Below are 15,579 nucleotides of genomic sequence, written 5' to 3'. Positions count from 1 at the left end.
CATATTGACAATTGCTTAATTTAGGCTTTTCAACGTAGCTCTAAGCTAACAGGAAAACAGGTAATGCAGAGTAACCCCACATTATCTCCACCTTCTATTACCTTGAAATAGTTGAGTTTTGCTTTCGTTGAACTAAACCTATTCAGTTGTTGGCGAAAAATTGAGAAAAAAAACATCTCTAACTCGAAAAAGTCAGGAATTGGTTCTGAGAAACGTCTTATAGATGAAAGCTTACATAAGCAGGAGTATATAAAATGTTCAAGAATAAAAGGGCTCTTATCATACATAAGCAAGTTTCATTTTCTTGTTTTTTTGGGTGCAGTCAATGGCACTATAACAGGAGATGTCTACGATGATGGCAGTGAAGTATTTCCTGTACGAATAACTGCTCAAACCAATTTGGGTTCTGGTTCTTTCGATATCGAAATTAAGGGAAACGAAACGATACAGGAAGAATTCAAAGGAGCCAAAGTTGAAGTTATTATTTCACAATGGCAATGCAATCAAGAGACCCTAAGTTTTCATGTAAAAGCTGTGGCGAAGAAATCCTTTTTCTCATGCACCATTCTCGATGAAAGCTTCAGAGGAAGCCGTCACAATGCTGAAACATTAGCAAATGTATTGGCTGATCTTGATATGAAACTTAAATCTTTGTCAGCAGCAAAATAAAGCTAATAAGTAGGTGGGCGTAATTAAATTAACACTACTAAAAGTTGTAAGTCTGATTTAGCAATTAATCTGGTTTTTCAGGTTTTAGGTTATTTATGCCTACCTATTTAACCCAGGAAAAATTCCATTTTGAAAAATAAGGAATCTCAAAGACATGAAAATGGTAACTAAGTTATTGTCATTATGTTTGGCACTGGTATTATTTATAACTACTTTAATGCCATCGACAGCAATGGCCAGCCCATCACTGGATAAAGAACAACAGGTATTCTTACTCTCCATACTCTCAAATTCTGCTTCAAGTAAACCGGGGAGTCAGGAAGAGTTACAAGAGCTTTTGAAGGCAAGAGTCACGAAGGTCTTGGAAACGCCAAGTATACAAGAAGATATTGGCAACTGGGATGTTGTTTGGGGGCCAGTTATTTATGAAGTCAAGAGAGAGCAATACGCCACCAATGCAATGTACGTTGCTCAGAATGGTAACCAATATGTTGTTGCGATCGCAGGAACTAACCCTAGCTCTTTCTACGACTGGTTTTTAGAAGATTTCAGTGTTAAGAAGCAGGTGAGTTGGACTTATGGCGATATACCACCAAATCTTGAACCTAAGATTTCTATGGGAACCTCTCGAGGTTTGAATCATCTACTGCAAGACATGAAATCATCGGGTAAGACGGTGTTAGAGTTTTTAGGGGAAACCGTAGAAAATTCTGATGATGAGGTCGAAATTATTTTTACGGGACACAGTTTAGGAGGAGCTTTAAGTCCTGCACTAGCTTTGGCAGCCTTAGATCAAAAAAGTGAATGGGCAGGAGAAAAGCCCTTAAAAATTTCTGTTTATCCTTCAGCAGGACCAACACCAGGAAATAAAGATTTTTCGACTTACTATGACTCTCAGTTGGGAAATTCTACAACGCGAATTTGGAATGACATTGATATTGTTCCTCATGGTTGGAATGAGAAAATGCTTTCTGAAATTCCAAGTCTGTATAAACCTGAAATTAAACCTAATTTGGCTGTCTTGTCTCTTGTTTTGATAGCCGAAGGATTAGCTTTTCGCGGAAAATATACTCAAATCTTACCTGGAACAACCGGACTAGAGGGTACAGTCAACCCATCAACACCCCCCCCCTATGCAAGACACCAGGTTCCTCAAATTCAACATCTGTAGTCGATGAGGAATTATCTCAGGTGATAGAGGACTTAGAAGATAAAATCCTCAAAGATCCCGAACTTCAGCGGTATTTATCCCATGATGTTGAAAATACTTCATCCCTCAATCTAGAACAAAAACAGTCTTTGAAGCAGTTTGTTTATGAGTTACTTACCTTTATGAAACAGGCAAGGTATCAGCATACAAGCGAATATGCTGTCTTATTGAATGTAAAAAAACCATACTGCACAATTGTTGCAGATACTCGGGGAGAACTATTCGCCCCCCCCCTGGTGCTGCAGAATTTGAGACATTAGTTCTTAAATTGTTAAAGGAAGAACCGCAATTGTTAAAGGAATAACTGTAATCCTAGTACGATAGCAGAAGTTGTAGGTTGGATTGAGGAGCGATCGCTTTTGAGAAAAAGGGCGATCGCGTCCTCCTTCTAACAAGAGCAATTATTTTTTAACCTCCTCATAAATTTCCCTCGCACTTTTCTCCCCAAATATCTTCTCTTTTAACTCCAAATAATCCACCGACTGCGACATATTTTCCCGACAGAAAAATGCAGCTTTAGCAATTCCCAAACTATTGATAATTGCCTGTACACTTTCACTTCTAACTAATGCCATTTCCGGCACAACTAACTTTTGATTCATTTCTAAATTTACCCCTCTAAAAAGAACTAACGATATTGTTAACAAAAATTGTAGAATTTGAACTATTATAGCTCCCTCATACCTTTTAATTAGTTGATCATCACAAGTAATAAAAAAATCTACTCCCAACTTTTCCGCACAAGCCAAATGTAATGAGTCCATTCCTTTAATTCCCATATTTGCTTCTATTTATTCCGCTCTTGTCAGCAAATTTTCATTCATATTTTGAAAAGACTTAGCCTCCCGTAAAACACTTTCAACAAAAATCCGTCGCTCGTTTTATGGGTTATTATTAGTTTCTGCTACTAAAGCTTCTGATGAAACAATTTCCACTGTTTTATTTTCAATTAGCAAAAAAATAAGAGTCATTGACATTGATTCTAAATATATTCTTGCCTGAGATTGGTCATTTCAGTTATCAGTTATCAGTTATCAGTTATCAGTACGTCCTGCTGAAACAGGAGGCTTGAAATAGGGAATCTTCTTTTTTATCCCCTTAAAAGGGGAGGCTTGAGACCTAAATTTTTCGGTCATCAAATATTCTATTCAATGCGCTAGTATCTAAATATAGTTTCATTAATAATAGCTAATTTTTGGTTAAATTTATCATGTAATTTTAACAGAAAAAACAAGTTTTTAAGTGTGTCTTGAAAAAATAGCTGTTTCTTTTCGTACAAAACTATAGCATTTCTCACCCTTTGTGAGGTACAGTGCTGGAGATCCCCCCTAACCCCCCGATGAGTTGGGGGGAACTGGAAGTCCCCCTTAAAAAGGGGGATTTAGGGGGATCGTTGATGTTTATCACCAGACTGAAAACCGCTATATATTTTTTTTTCAACTACCACCACAGGAATTAAACTCTTTTCCAAAACTGCTTGAGAAACGGAACCAACTAACACATTCTCCCATAAACGATGCCCCCTTTTCCCCATAACTATTTCTGCTACTCCATACTCTTGTGCAACAGAAACTATTTCCTCGGATACCACACCTGCAACAGTGACAAACCGATACCGAATATCTGCTAAAAGTTGCTTTGTTTGCTGTCGCAGTTGCGCAATACTTTCTCCATCCTCAGACTGAATAACGTGCAACACTACAACTTCCCCATCACAACGTCTCGCCAACTCCGCAACTTTTAACAACACATCCACAGCAAGGGGTGAAGTATCAACAGCAGCTAACAATACAATACGGCGAGCGATCGCTACTTTGGTTGGATCTACTTCTCCCTTGCGTAGTAGTTTGGGTGCAAAGGTAGGTATTGCCCAAGCTCCTAAAGGTGCTGTGACTAATATGGATAGGGCAGCGATCGCTAATATTGTTTCTCCTCCTTCAATACCTGCTGCTAGAGGAATTGCTCCAATGGCAGCTTGTACGGTTGCTTTAGCAGAATTTCCGGGCAGCAAAAATAGACGTTCTTGCCAATTCCAGTTACTGCCTAAAGTGGAGAGATACCAACCAAACATTCGCCCGACTAAAGTACCGACTGCTAAAATTAACAACCCCACCAACAAGACATTTTCCAGCACTTGCAACGGGATACTTGCACCGAGTAAGACAAACAAAATTATTTGCGCCACCACCCACAAAGTATCAAAACTATTTCGCAACCGTCGCGCTAGGGGTGCATCAAATTCGATGATAAAAAATCCTGTTGCCATAACTGCCAAATAACCGGAAAATATAGGAAATTTTTCTGCTAAGACAACTAACAATAGAGCAAAACTTGCGGCAACCAAAGTATCCTGGGTGGTATTTTGAGTCCAATTTTGTTGGACTAGGAGCAATACTAATATTCGTGCTGTCAGCAACCCGGCGATAACTCCCAGAATAATTTGTAAAATTACTTGAAATGGTAATAGTTGTAATGCGCTGAGAGTGATGCCACCTGGTAAAGTTACAGTGGTTGTTCCCTGGGATAAGAATGCCAGTAGTAAACTAAAAATCAACAACAGCAAAACATCTGACAAAGCACTACCTGTCAAAATTGCATCAGGAATACCTTTAGCTACACCCCAACCCAAACTTTTGAGACGCAACATTCCGGGAACGATAACTGCGGGAGACTCAGCACCGATGATACAACCTAATAACAACCCAGTGGCAAAGTCAAACTCAAGTAACCACATAGCTGCTAGGGCGATGACAAAAGTTTCACAGGTTGCTGGGAGAAAACCTAACCGTATCGCAACACTTCCTTGTTGTGCTAATTTTTCTCGGTCTAACCCTAACCCTGCTTTCATTAAAATGACCATAACAGCGATCGTGCGTAGAGAGTCGGCAGCTTGTAAAATGCTAGAGTCGATGGTATTGCTAATTTGAGGACCTAATAATATTCCGACTAATACCATTCCCACCAGTGGCGGTGCTTTTAATCTAAAGGCTATTTGTCCGACAAAAAAACCTATTAATAATATCCAAATAATACTTTCTAACATAAGAAGGAAGAGGGAAGAATAGTAGGTTGGGTTAAGCGGCAGCACAACCCAACAGATACCAGTTTTTTGTTGGGTTTCCTTAACGTCAACCCAACCTACAAAATAATACTATTAATAATATCCAAATAATACTTTCTAACATAAGAAGGAAGAGGGAAGAATAGTAGGTTGGGTTAAGCGGCAGCGCAACCCAACAAATACCAGTTTATTGTTGGGTTTCCTTAACGTCAACCCAACCTACGAAATGATACTATTTATAATATTAACAGGACTTACGTAGAGACTCTACATATAGGGAGGGCGAATGCCATTTGCTAGCGCAAAGCTCCGCTAACGCCCCTACAAATGTTGGTTGAAAAGTCAATTTGCGTTCCTGATTAAGATAATACTTTCTAACATAAGAAGGAAGAGGGAAGAATAGTAGGTTGGGTTAAGCGGCAGCGCAACCCAACAAATACCAGTTTATTGTTGGGTTTCCTTAACGTCAACCCAACCTACGAAATGATACTATTTATAACAAATATAAAATGACTAAAATTCGCTTTATTGACTTATTTGCTGGCATTGGTGGAATGAGATTAGGTTTTGAACAAGCTGCCGAATATTTAAACATTGAAACTGAATGTGTATTAAGTAGTGAAATAAATCCAGACGCTGGTTTGGTTTATGAAAAAAATTTTACTGAATTTCCTTTAGGAGATATCCGCAAAATTGAAAAGTTACCACCATATCAAATATTATTAGCAGGATTTCCTTGTCAATCTTTTTCTTATGCTGGAAAAAAAGCTGGATTTGGGGATACTAGGGGTACGCTTTTTTTTGAGATTACCAGATTAATAGATACATATAAACCCCAAGCTTTTATCTTTGAAAATGTCCGTGGTTTGCTGACTAATGACCAAGGTAGAACAATTGCAACGATTAAACATGAAATTAAAAGCAGAGGCTACAGTTTTGACATATTTTTATTGAATAGCGCGAATTTTGATTTACCCCAAAATCGTCTCCGAATTTATATCCTGGGAGTTTTAGATAGTACGCCAAAATTTAATTTAATTTCTGACCTTGGTCCGAAAGATTCTCATTCTTACCACCCACAACAATTATCTTTATTTTACCCTCTGAAAAAATCTATAACTGTGGCGGATATTTTGGAAGATAATCCAGAGGAAAAATATAATTGTTCGGAAGAATTTGTGGCAGCGTTAAAACAGAGATTAAATGGAGATTTAAGTAAATTACATGGCATGAGGTTAATTGATTATCGTGGTGGAAATTCTATTCATTCTTGGGAGTTAGGGTTGAGAGGAGAATGCAGTGCTGAGGAAATAGAATTAATGAACTGTTTGATTTTGAAACGTAGAAATAGTCAATTTGGTAAACATCAAGATGGTAAATTGTTGAGCAATGAGCAAATAGCTAGTTTTTTTCCTCATCCTAAGTTAGAAAAATTGCTCAATTCTTTAGTTAGTAAAAATTATCTGCAAATAGTTGAGTCAAAATATAAACCCGTTGCGGGGAATTTTTCCTTTGAAGTCTATAAGTTTTTAGACCCGGATAAAATTGCTGTAACTTTAGTTGCAAGTGATGCTAAGAGATTGGGAATTTATCATCAAAATAGAGTCAGGAAAATTACTCCTAGGGAAGCAGCAAGATTACAAGGTTTTCCTGATGATTTTATTTTGCATCACAATGATAATAAGGCTTATTATCAACTGGGTAATTCTGTGAGTATTAATGTGGTTAAAGCTGTGGCTCAAGAATTAATATTGAACATCTCCAGAAAAGAGGGAACAGGAAACAGGGAACAGGGAACCCACCCCTAGCCCCTCCCAGGAGGGGAATAATTGATAATTTATGGGTAATAATTGATTTGATTTTTGATTTTTGGATATTTCTATTGAACATAAATTAAAAAGATGATAAATTAGAAAAAATCAACTAGAAAAAGAGGATAAAAAGAATGGAAAATGTTCTAGAATCTAAAACACAACAACTAGCAGTAATAGAAGCAAATGCTGAAAAAATAGCAGCGATCGCCCATCAAGGATATCAACTACTTTCTGAAAAAGGCACAGTAATAATTTTTAGACAGTTAGAAGAAAATAGTACCGTTTTAGCAGAGTGGCAAGTTAAGTTTAAACCGATGAGTCAAATAGGAACAATGATTAGTGATTGGCAACAAGCTGGTTTAGGAAATTTGATTGATAATTACAATCCAGAAGTTGCTGTAGTCTGTACTTTTTTATATCCAAATGGCAGTCATGCCAGTTATCATTTTCAAATTGCATAAGCAATAACTGATTAGCTTTTAGGAAAAATAAGTGATTTATTTAAAGTTATTAACTATTACCATTTTTCTGGAACTGACAAAATAGATAAGACTGAAAAAATCTATAAAAATATTTATGATTTGACAAAAAAAATTAAAGCAAGCTATTTGTGTACTCTATTAAATTAATGGTTAGGAAGAAAACTAACTCCTGAGTATTAATAGCTATAAAATGTCACAAAAACCGAACCTTTTGTTAGGATTTCCGACCACAAGTAAATCCATAGTAAAAGCTACAATGAAAAAAATATCATAGCAGAAATAACTAACCAGTTACAAAATCCTAAAAGCCTTACCAATCAAAAATGATTGACTGTCTTGAGTGTGTCTTACATTCTGAGGGGACCTCAGAATTACACACTCGCTTTTGTACGGGCGAATGGCCATTCGCCCCTACGACTTTTGACTTCCGCGTAGCGGCACTATTGACCTTAACAGGAGGCAACCTTTATGAACATAAGGGGGAGAGCATCACCTCTGTATAAACAGCGACTCCTTTGCGAGTTGAAGAATCCTGCGGTGTCGCGTAAGCGCAACGTCGGGAGTATGTCAATGTAATGTCTAATATTTAGGAGGAAAAATTATGACAGAACCAAATGTACCAAAAGAAAGAGCAATTGTAGAAGTCGAGACAGACTCAAATAAAATTACTTCCACTCCTGAAAGTCCTGACCCTAAGCAAGAAACCGAAGAATTAGTAGAAGCAATCAAAAGGTTGGCTCACTCAGAAATGGAAGCAGCAGGAGAGTTTACTCGTGATAGTTATATTCAAGCAGTCAAACAAGCTAGGGAAACTATCGAAAGGATCAGACTGATCGATCCAAAAAAAATAGAAGAAGCTGGCAAGAATATAGAGAAAGATATTGAGAATAACTGGGAGACTATGGTAAAAGAAGTCCAAGATTTTGGCGATCGCTTAGTTAAAGCAGGTCAAGCAGCTTGGGATGTTTTGACAGCACCTAAAGAGTAAGGAAGAAGGAATAAGGAAGAAGGAAGAAGGAAGAAGGAAGAAGGAAGAAGTAAAGAAGGAAGAAGAAAAAAGAAGAAAGAAGGAAAAGTTTTGCGTTGTCTGGGTTTTAAGCTTTTTATCTATCCTAACCTTTGCTTCGACTGCTATATTAAAAAAAAACTTGGGTAATGCTAAGATAATTAGGACTTATATCATGTCCGGATAATTAGTGATAAAAAAACTTTCTCCTTCTTTTCTTCTTTCTTCCCTCCTGAATTCTGAATTCTGTTTGCGGAGCATGACAAACGGAAATTCTGAATTCTGAATTCTGAGTAGTTTATTTATAACTGTTCAACCGGACATGATATTACCCATAAGGTACAAAAAACTAGGATTTGAGATTGCTTCCCTGTCGGTCGCAATGACAAAAATACCTTGTACTGTGTAAGTTCTAATAATCAAGCATTTACTAACCCAATAAAACCTATGTATTGCGACTACCTAGTACAAATTCTCACTGCCCGAGTCTATGACGTTGCCCAAGAATCACCACTCGAAACAGCTCCCAACCTTTCAAAACGCCTCCAGAACAACCTCCTACTTAAACGAGAAGACCTACAGTCAGTATTCTCCTTCAAATTACGCGGAGCTTACAATAAAATGGCTCAACTGCCTCCAGAAATTCTCTCCCAGGGAGTCATCGCAGCATCCGCTGGAAACCATGCTCAAGGTGTCGCCCTAGCCGCAGGTCGCCTCGGCACTCGCGCCATCATAGTCATGCCTGTAACTACCCCTCAACTAAAAGTTAATGCTGTCAAAGCTAGAGGAGGCGAAGTTATTTTGTATGGCGAAACCTACGATGAAGCTTGTAGTTACGCCCATCAACTGGAAACAGAAAAAGGTTTAACTTTTATTCACCCTTTTGATGACCCCTACGTCATCGCCGGACAAGGGACAATAGGAATGGAAATTCTCCGCCAATATCAAAAACCCATTCACGCTATCTTTGTCGCTATTGGAGGTGGTGGTTTAATTTCCGGTATTGCTGCTTATGTCAAACGGTTGCGCCCGGAAATCAAAATTATTGGCGTTGAACCTGTTGATGCTGATGCTATGTCGCAGTCTCTCAAAGCTGGACACCGAGTCCGCTTACCTCAAGTGGGATTATTTGCCGATGGTGTTGCAGTACGAGAAGTAGGAGAAGAAACACTTCGTCTATGTCAGCAATATGTAGATGATATTATTCTCGTCGAAACAGATGATATTTGTGCGGCCATCAAAGATGTATTTGAAGATACTCGCTCCATTGTAGAACCTGCTGGCGCATTGGCGATCGCTGGTGCAAAAGCTTACGTCGAGCGAGAAAAAATTCAAGATGAAACCCTGATCGCCGTTGCCTGTGGTGCCAACATGAATTTTGACCGCCTCCGCTTTGTGGCTGAAAGAGCAGAATTTGGGGAACGTCGCGAAGCCATATTTGCCGTTACTATTCCTGAAACTCCAGGTAGTCTTCGTAGATTTTGTGACTGTCTTGGCAAACGTAATATTACTGAGTTCAACTATCGCATTGCTGAGGAAAAAGAAGCACACATTTTCGTAGGAGTACAAATAGAAAACCGCGCTGATGCGGCCAAAATAGTAGAAACTTTTGAAGCTCAAGGTTTGAAAACCCTAGATTTAACCGACGACGAACTGACAAAACTACACCTGCGCCATCTGGTAGGGGGTCGTTCCCCCCTCGCCCACCACGAACTACTTTATCGTTTTGAGTTCCCCGAAAGGCCAGGGGCATTAATGAAATTTGTCGCCTCCATGAGTCCCAACTGGAATATTAGTCTTTTCCACTACCGTAATAATGGGTCAGATTATGGACGTATTGTGGTCGGAATGCAAGTCCCCCCTGAGGAGATGGCCGAATGGCAAAGTTTTGTCCATAATTTCGGTTATCGCTATTGGGATGAAAGCCAAAACCCAGCCTATAAGCTATTTTTAGCCTAGTGCAACCTGGAAGTCAAAAGTCAAAAGTCAAAAGTTAAAAGTTAAAAGTTAAAAGTCAAAAGTTAAAAGTATTGATTGTTAAGGCTTTTAGGATTTTGTAACTGGTTAGTTATAGTAATATGCGCTGGCTTATGTACAAATGACAAGAACTGTCCAATAGCTAAAAGTCTTATATTATCGGTTTTTTATTCCCCCAGATGAGCTGTTGCCTGTGTACAGCACTATATTTCTGCCATCCTGCACTGTGCCGCTATGTGGAAGTCAAAAGTCGTAGGGGCGTTAACGATAGTTATGCGAAGCAAATGGCATTGGCTAGCGCAGAGCTGCCGCTAACGCCCTCAAAAGTATTGATTGTTAAGGCTTTTAGGATTTTGTAACTGATTATATCATGTCCGGATAAGAGCGATCTGGAAAAAACTTATCATGAGTGCTTCAACAGTAAATCTTTCTATTTTCCCTATTCCCCTACTCCCTCGCTCCCCTACTCCCTCGCTCCCCTACTCCTCCGCTCCCCTACTCCCCTACTCCCCTACTCCCCTACTCCCCTACTATCTTAATAATCTGCCATCCTGCCCTAGAAATATAAACTTTTTGTGAAAAACTAGCTCTAGATAATATACAATAGTGGTCGTTTCATCTATCACTAGCTTTTGTCCCATAGCTGATGAGATTCGTCCTAATGTAGTGAAAGTTCCATAAATTTATACCCCATTTCTCTCTGTTAGTTCAGAAGAGTTAGGGGTAGTTGATGGAAGCTAAATCTGCAAAATGTGACTTGTGAAGATGAAATATCAGTCATATTACACAAAGTTAAAAATTTAGTGCAATCAAACACTGTTATCAATCAAGCAACTGATACAAACTTAACTCCCTCAAAAATAGAGTTACCCTTTACTCTTCAAGAAGTGAAAGCAGCTATTCCTCCACACTGTTTTGAGCCTTCCCTCTGGAAGTCTCTGAGCTACTTTTTTCTTGATATTGGCATTATTGCTGGTCTATATGCAATCGCCTATAATTTAGATTCATGGTTCTTTTTTCCCATCTTCTGGTTAATGCAAGGAACTATGTTTTGGGCCTTATTTGTAGTGGGACACGACTGTGGTCATGGCTCTTTCTCCAAATATAAATGGTTTAATAACCTAATTGGACATTTGTCTCACACTCCCATTCTTGTGCCTTACCACGGTTGGCGCATTAGTCATAGAACCCATCATGCCAATACTGGAAATATTGATACTGATGAAAGTTGGTATCCTGTTTCTGAAAGTAAGTATAATATGATGCCTTGGTATGAAAAGCTATTTCGGTTTTATCTGCCATTATTAGCTTATCCACTGTATTTATTTAGGCGATCGCCTAATCGTGCTGGCTCTCACTTTCTGCCCAACAGTCCATTATTTCGTCCTTCTGAAAAGTGGGATGTCTTAACAAGTTCAGCACTCTGGATGTTAATGGTAGGTTTTCTGGGATGGCTCACCTATCAGTTTGGTTGGGTATTTTTAGTAAAATATTACTTAGTTCCTTATGTAATATTTGTTGTGTGGCTAGATTTAGTCACCTTCTTACACCACACTGAAGCAGATATTCCCTGGTATCGTGGAGATGACTGGTATTTCCTTAAAGGTGCATTGTCTAGCATTGACCGCGACTATGGTTTTATCAATTCCATTCATCACGATATTGGTACTCATGTAGCTCATCACATTTTTCTGGGTATGCCACACTATCATTTAAAGACAGCTACGGAGGCAATAAAACCTATTTTGGGTGAATATTATCACAAGTCAAGCGAACCTATATGGAAGAGTTTCATCAACTCTTATTTGGCTTGTCATTTTGTCTCAGACAAAGGTTCTCAGGTATATTATCAATCACCTTGGAAACAATCTTCAAACTAATTAGGGTTTGCTGAAAAAGTCTTTTAGTAGGGGTAGGAGACAGGAGACAGGAGACAGGAGAAAAGGGTCGGGAGCGAGGAGGTAGGAGTAACAATTGTAAGAATGATTTTTCTGCCATAATCGTCCCAAAATACTAGCATGAATGAGCTTCTTCCGCTGAAAAGCTGGTACTTTTTTAGACAAAAAAATGCGCTCAACCTTTATCTGTCAATGCTTTTAAATTTAATCAGCAACCCCTAATTAAATTAATGTCATTTCGGTAGAACAAAGTAGGGGCGAATGGCCATTCGCCCTTACCGAAGAATTAATAATTAAATAATTAAATAATTAAATAGTTCAGGTTTAAAGCCTCCCCTTTCAAGGGGAAAAAAATAAATTTTTTCCTTTTATTCAATCCTCTTCCTTTTAGGGAGAGGTAATTATCAATTATCCATTATCAATTATCAATTATTGAAGGGATTTTGGTTGTGACGTGAGGTCAGAGATCGGCAGAAGAAGGAATAAGGAATAAGGAATAAGGAATAAGGAATAAGGAAGAAGGAAGAAGGAATAAGGAATAAGGAATAAGGAAGAAGGAATAAGGAATAAGGAAGAAGGAAGAAGGAAGAAGGAAGAAGGAAGAAGGAATATCTAGCGTTGTCTGAATTTTAAGCTTTTGATTAGCGTGCTGAAAGCTGAGTGCTGTTTGCAGAGCATTCCGTTACGGAAAATGCCGATCGCTATTTAATAATGCTTGTTTAAATTCTTTAGCTGTTTTAAAATAAATTTCTGGCTCATCAATTAATGCTAAATCAATTACTTCTGCTAAAGATTTAGGAATAGAAAGATTTCTTTGTCTAATTGGCACAGGTTTAGTTTGCAATACAGTTAAAATTGGGTCTTTTCCAACAAAATCACGAGGATATACACCAGTTAACATATTGTATAAAGTTGCTGCCATTGCCCAAACATCTACTTCAGGTTTTACATATTTAAAATCAATCATTTGTTGCCTTGGCATAAAAGGAAAAGTACCACCTTTATTTCCCGTAATTGTTTGCCCACTTAAACCTGCTAAATCAAAAGCTTTTGCTAACCCATAATCTGCTATTTTTACTACTGTTGAATTATCTACATTACTCAGAAAAATATTAGCTGGTTTAATATCGCGGTGAACCAAACCTCGCCCTATACTCAAACTACCATCTGCCTTTTTTACATAAGGAATTTCTGCATTATGAGCATATTCTAAACCATCTAAAGCCTGTAAAATAATTGGCACTGCCACATCAACAGATAACCGATAACCATGATTCTGCATCAAGTTCCAAATACTACCACCATTACAATATTCTAAAGTGAAAAAAAATAGACGATCGCTATAATGATAATCTTTCAATTGGACAACATTTAGATGATTTAAAGCTTTAGTATTTTCTATTTCTCTCAAAAAACGATTTATAGCATTAGGATTATTTGTGACTTCTGGCAACATTGTTTTTAAAGCTATTAACTCTTGAGTATGATTATTTCTAGCTAAATAAACTTCTCCACAGCCACCTTTTCCTAATAAATTAAGTGTAGTATAACCAGCAATTGTAGTTATAGTAGAATCTCCTAAAGTTGGTGCTAAAGTTGATAATTCAACTGTTTTTGCTTGCCAAGGTTTTGGTTCCTCAAGCATTTCTGGAGGCATCTCTGTTTCTTCTTCAAGACTAACCTGAAAAATAGTATTTCCCAATTGAATTTGGTCTCCTGGTTTTAATTCATATTCAGGAAAATTATTTTTTGTTGTTGTTTCAGGGAGATGCTCAGATTGACGTTGCCCAATTTTTTTACCATTAACATAAGTACCATTTTTACTGGCAAAATCACGCACTCGTATATCTGGAGGATTAATATCAAGTAGACAGTGATAACGAGAAATTGTACGATGTTGTTCATCACTAGGTAGTCTGGGTCTACAGTCTTGATGACGACCCATAATACAGGTAGTTCGTTCTTCAAAGATAAATTCTTTGCCGATCATACTTCCTTGGATAATAGTAAGTTTTACTTTAGCAGACATGAGGGAATTAAAATTGTTGATATTTGTTCGATGATTTCTATTAATTATCTAGTGCCGCTACGCGGAAGTTAAAAGTTAAAAGTCAAAAGTCAAAAGTATTGATTTGTAATTGTTTTAGGATTTTGTAACTGGTCAGTTATTTCTGCCATCCTGCACTAGTAAATTTTATTTTGACGTTTTTATTTGATGATAAATTGTTAAATATCTCTACCATAATTTTGATATAGCAATTCCCATATTGGTGAAGTACAAAATTGGGTTGTTTTAGGGAACAGGGAACAGGGAACAGGGAATAGGGAATAGGGAATAGAATAGAAATAAAGATAGGTGTACCTCATTAGTCTGAGAAACGTTATAATATTTAAGTATAATTATCTTTGATTATACAGTAAGAGAATATCAAAAATGTAGGGCGGGTTAATCTAGACAAATTACTATATTTTCTGTAAGATTTGATGCCTAAGAGTGAGTGTGTATATTTAAACGGACATAATATTAGCGATCGCTTGGGAAAAATTTAAAATTTCGACTCAAACCATTCTTTTTTTTTGGCGACAATGGCATATATCTCTATAAATTGAAAAAACATCCAGAGATTAAAACACCAGATTTTATTGTTCCTGGTATATTCGTCAAAAAATTCATCGGTTATTAAAAAAAACATCCAGAGATTAAAACACCAGATTTTATTGTTCCTGGTACTTTAGGTTATGACAAATAAAATTACCGAAGAATTAATAATTAAATAATTAAATAATTAAATAGTTCAGGTTTAAAGCCTCCCCTTTCAAGGGGAAAAAAGCGGTCGAGGGATGGCGAGGAAACCTGCGCCATATCCAATCGACCAAGAGAATAAATTTTTTCCTTTTATTCAATCCTCTTCCTTTTAGGGAGAGGTAATTATCAATTATCCATTATCAATTATCAATTATTGAACGAAATATTGTGGTTTAAAGCCTCCCCTTTTAAGGGGATAATAAATAAAAATTTTCATGATTAGTCAATCCTCTTCTTTTCAAGGAGAGGTAATTCTAAATTCGCGCATTCTAAATTCTAAATTCTTGAAAAATCGCGATCGCCTCGGTATTGCCCAAAAAATTCTCTAATCTTAAGTAAATATAGAACTAATTTCAGCAATTAACAATTAACAATTAACAATTAATAATTAATAATTACCTCTTTTAAAACGGATAGGATTGACTCAAAGGAAAAATTATTCTCTTGGTCGATTGGATATGGCGCAGGTTTCCTCGCCATCCCTCGACCGCTTTTTTCCCTTGAAAGGGGAGGCTTTAAACCTGAACTATTTAATTATTTAATTATTTAATTATTAATTCTTCGGTAATTTTATTTGTCATAACCTAAAGTACCAGGAACAATAAAATCTGGTGTTTTAATCTCTGGATGTTTTTTTAATAACCGATGAATTTTTT

At 37.3% G+C, this 15,579-nt stretch carries 12 protein-coding genes; 8 read left to right on the top strand and 4 right to left on the bottom strand.

What is annotated here, in order from left to right:
* Positions 1-111: 111 nt before the first annotated feature.
* From SAGCYANO_RS30575 to SAGCYANO_RS30565, 3 genes are all read left to right on the top strand, one after another.
* Positions 112-669 carry a hypothetical protein gene (locus tag SAGCYANO_RS30575; protein WP_202223506.1) on the top strand — a complete coding sequence of 186 codons (558 nt, stop codon included), beginning with the start codon at positions 112-114 and terminating at the stop codon, positions 667-669.
* A 160-nt stretch (positions 670-829) separates the two neighbouring features.
* On the top strand, positions 830-1,840 hold the full coding sequence (locus SAGCYANO_RS30570) for a lipase family protein (RefSeq protein ID WP_237396861.1): 1,011 nt from the start codon (positions 830-832) through the stop codon (positions 1,838-1,840).
* 20 nt (positions 1,841-1,860) lie between these two features.
* Entirely contained in the window at positions 1,861-2,139 is a 279-nt protein-coding gene (locus tag SAGCYANO_RS30565) for a hypothetical protein (RefSeq protein ID WP_202223504.1), read from the top strand.
* Between the two features lie 3 nt (positions 2,140-2,142).
* Here SAGCYANO_RS30565 and SAGCYANO_RS30560 read toward each other — a convergent pair whose 3' ends face one another.
* The 3 genes from SAGCYANO_RS30560 to SAGCYANO_RS30550 all read right to left on the bottom strand — a co-directional run bounded on the left by SAGCYANO_RS30560 (position 2,143) and on the right by SAGCYANO_RS30550 (position 4,922).
* Positions 2,143-2,280, bottom strand: a complete 138-nt coding sequence (locus SAGCYANO_RS30560; protein ID WP_202223503.1) for a hypothetical protein — start codon at positions 2,278-2,280, stop codon at positions 2,143-2,145.
* Positions 2,281-2,643: a hypothetical protein gene (locus SAGCYANO_RS30555; RefSeq protein ID WP_202223502.1), complete on the bottom strand. Its 363-nt coding sequence runs from the start codon at positions 2,641-2,643 to the stop codon at positions 2,281-2,283.
* Between the two features lie 617 nt (positions 2,644-3,260).
* The gene (locus SAGCYANO_RS30550) at positions 3,261-4,922 is read right to left on the bottom strand and encodes a sodium:proton antiporter (protein ID WP_202223501.1); all 1,662 of its coding nucleotides are present in this window, start codon (positions 4,920-4,922) and stop codon (positions 3,261-3,263) included.
* A gap of 527 nt (positions 4,923-5,449) precedes the next feature.
* Between SAGCYANO_RS30550 and dcm the strand changes: the two genes are divergently transcribed.
* The 5 genes from dcm to SAGCYANO_RS30525 all read left to right on the top strand — a co-directional run bounded on the left by dcm (position 5,450) and on the right by SAGCYANO_RS30525 (position 12,099).
* On the top strand, positions 5,450-6,748 hold the full coding sequence (gene dcm / locus SAGCYANO_RS30545; RefSeq protein WP_202223500.1) for a DNA (cytosine-5-)-methyltransferase: 1,299 nt from the start codon (positions 5,450-5,452) through the stop codon (positions 6,746-6,748).
* A 137-nt stretch (positions 6,749-6,885) separates the two neighbouring features.
* Complete coding sequence (locus SAGCYANO_RS30540; protein ID WP_202223499.1) at positions 6,886-7,215, top strand: hypothetical protein; 330 nt, start codon at positions 6,886-6,888, stop codon at positions 7,213-7,215.
* A 622-nt stretch (positions 7,216-7,837) separates the two neighbouring features.
* On the top strand, positions 7,838-8,224 hold the full coding sequence (locus tag SAGCYANO_RS30535; protein WP_237396860.1) for a hypothetical protein: 387 nt from the start codon (positions 7,838-7,840) through the stop codon (positions 8,222-8,224).
* A gap of 456 nt (positions 8,225-8,680) precedes the next feature.
* Positions 8,681-10,201 carry a threonine ammonia-lyase, biosynthetic gene (gene ilvA, locus SAGCYANO_RS30530; protein WP_255502762.1) on the top strand — a complete coding sequence of 507 codons (1,521 nt, stop codon included), beginning with the start codon at positions 8,681-8,683 and terminating at the stop codon, positions 10,199-10,201.
* Between the two features lie 821 nt (positions 10,202-11,022).
* Positions 11,023-12,099 (top strand): DUF3474 domain-containing protein, encoded by a 1,077-nt coding sequence (locus tag SAGCYANO_RS30525; protein ID WP_202223521.1) that lies wholly within the window; start codon positions 11,023-11,025, stop codon positions 12,097-12,099.
* A gap of 700 nt (positions 12,100-12,799) precedes the next feature.
* Here SAGCYANO_RS30525 and SAGCYANO_RS30520 read toward each other — a convergent pair.
* Positions 12,800-14,146: a protein kinase gene (locus SAGCYANO_RS30520; RefSeq protein WP_202223498.1), complete on the bottom strand. Its 1,347-nt coding sequence runs from the start codon at positions 14,144-14,146 to the stop codon at positions 12,800-12,802.
* Positions 14,147-15,579 lie beyond the last annotated feature (1,433 nt).

Source organism: Okeania sp. KiyG1, assembly GCF_014132355.1.
GTDB lineage: Bacteria > Cyanobacteriota > Cyanobacteriia > Cyanobacteriales > Microcoleaceae > Okeania.
Note: the sequence above shows the minus strand (reverse complement) of the source record. Positions and strands in the feature narration are given on the sequence as shown.

Bases quoted from the DNA above. Each gene is read 5' to 3' on its own strand.
- SAGCYANO_RS30570 (WP_237396861.1), top strand. From the start codon at position 830: ATGGTAACTAAGTTATTGTCATTATGTTTGGCACTGGTATTATTTATA.
- SAGCYANO_RS30555 (WP_202223502.1), bottom strand. From the start codon at position 2,643: ATGGACTCATTACATTTGGCTTGTGCGGAAAAGTTGGGAGTAGATTTT.
- SAGCYANO_RS30550 (WP_202223501.1), bottom strand. From the start codon at position 4,922: ATGTTAGAAAGTATTATTTGGATATTATTAATAGGTTTTTTTGTCGGA.
- dcm (WP_202223500.1), top strand. From the start codon at position 5,450: ATGACTAAAATTCGCTTTATTGACTTATTTGCTGGCATTGGTGGAATG.
- SAGCYANO_RS30540 (WP_202223499.1), top strand. From the start codon at position 6,886: ATGGAAAATGTTCTAGAATCTAAAACACAACAACTAGCAGTAATAGAA.
- SAGCYANO_RS30535 (WP_237396860.1), top strand. From the start codon at position 7,838: ATGACAGAACCAAATGTACCAAAAGAAAGAGCAATTGTAGAAGTCGAG.
- SAGCYANO_RS30520 (WP_202223498.1), bottom strand. From the start codon at position 14,146: ATGTCTGCTAAAGTAAAACTTACTATTATCCAAGGAAGTATGATCGGC.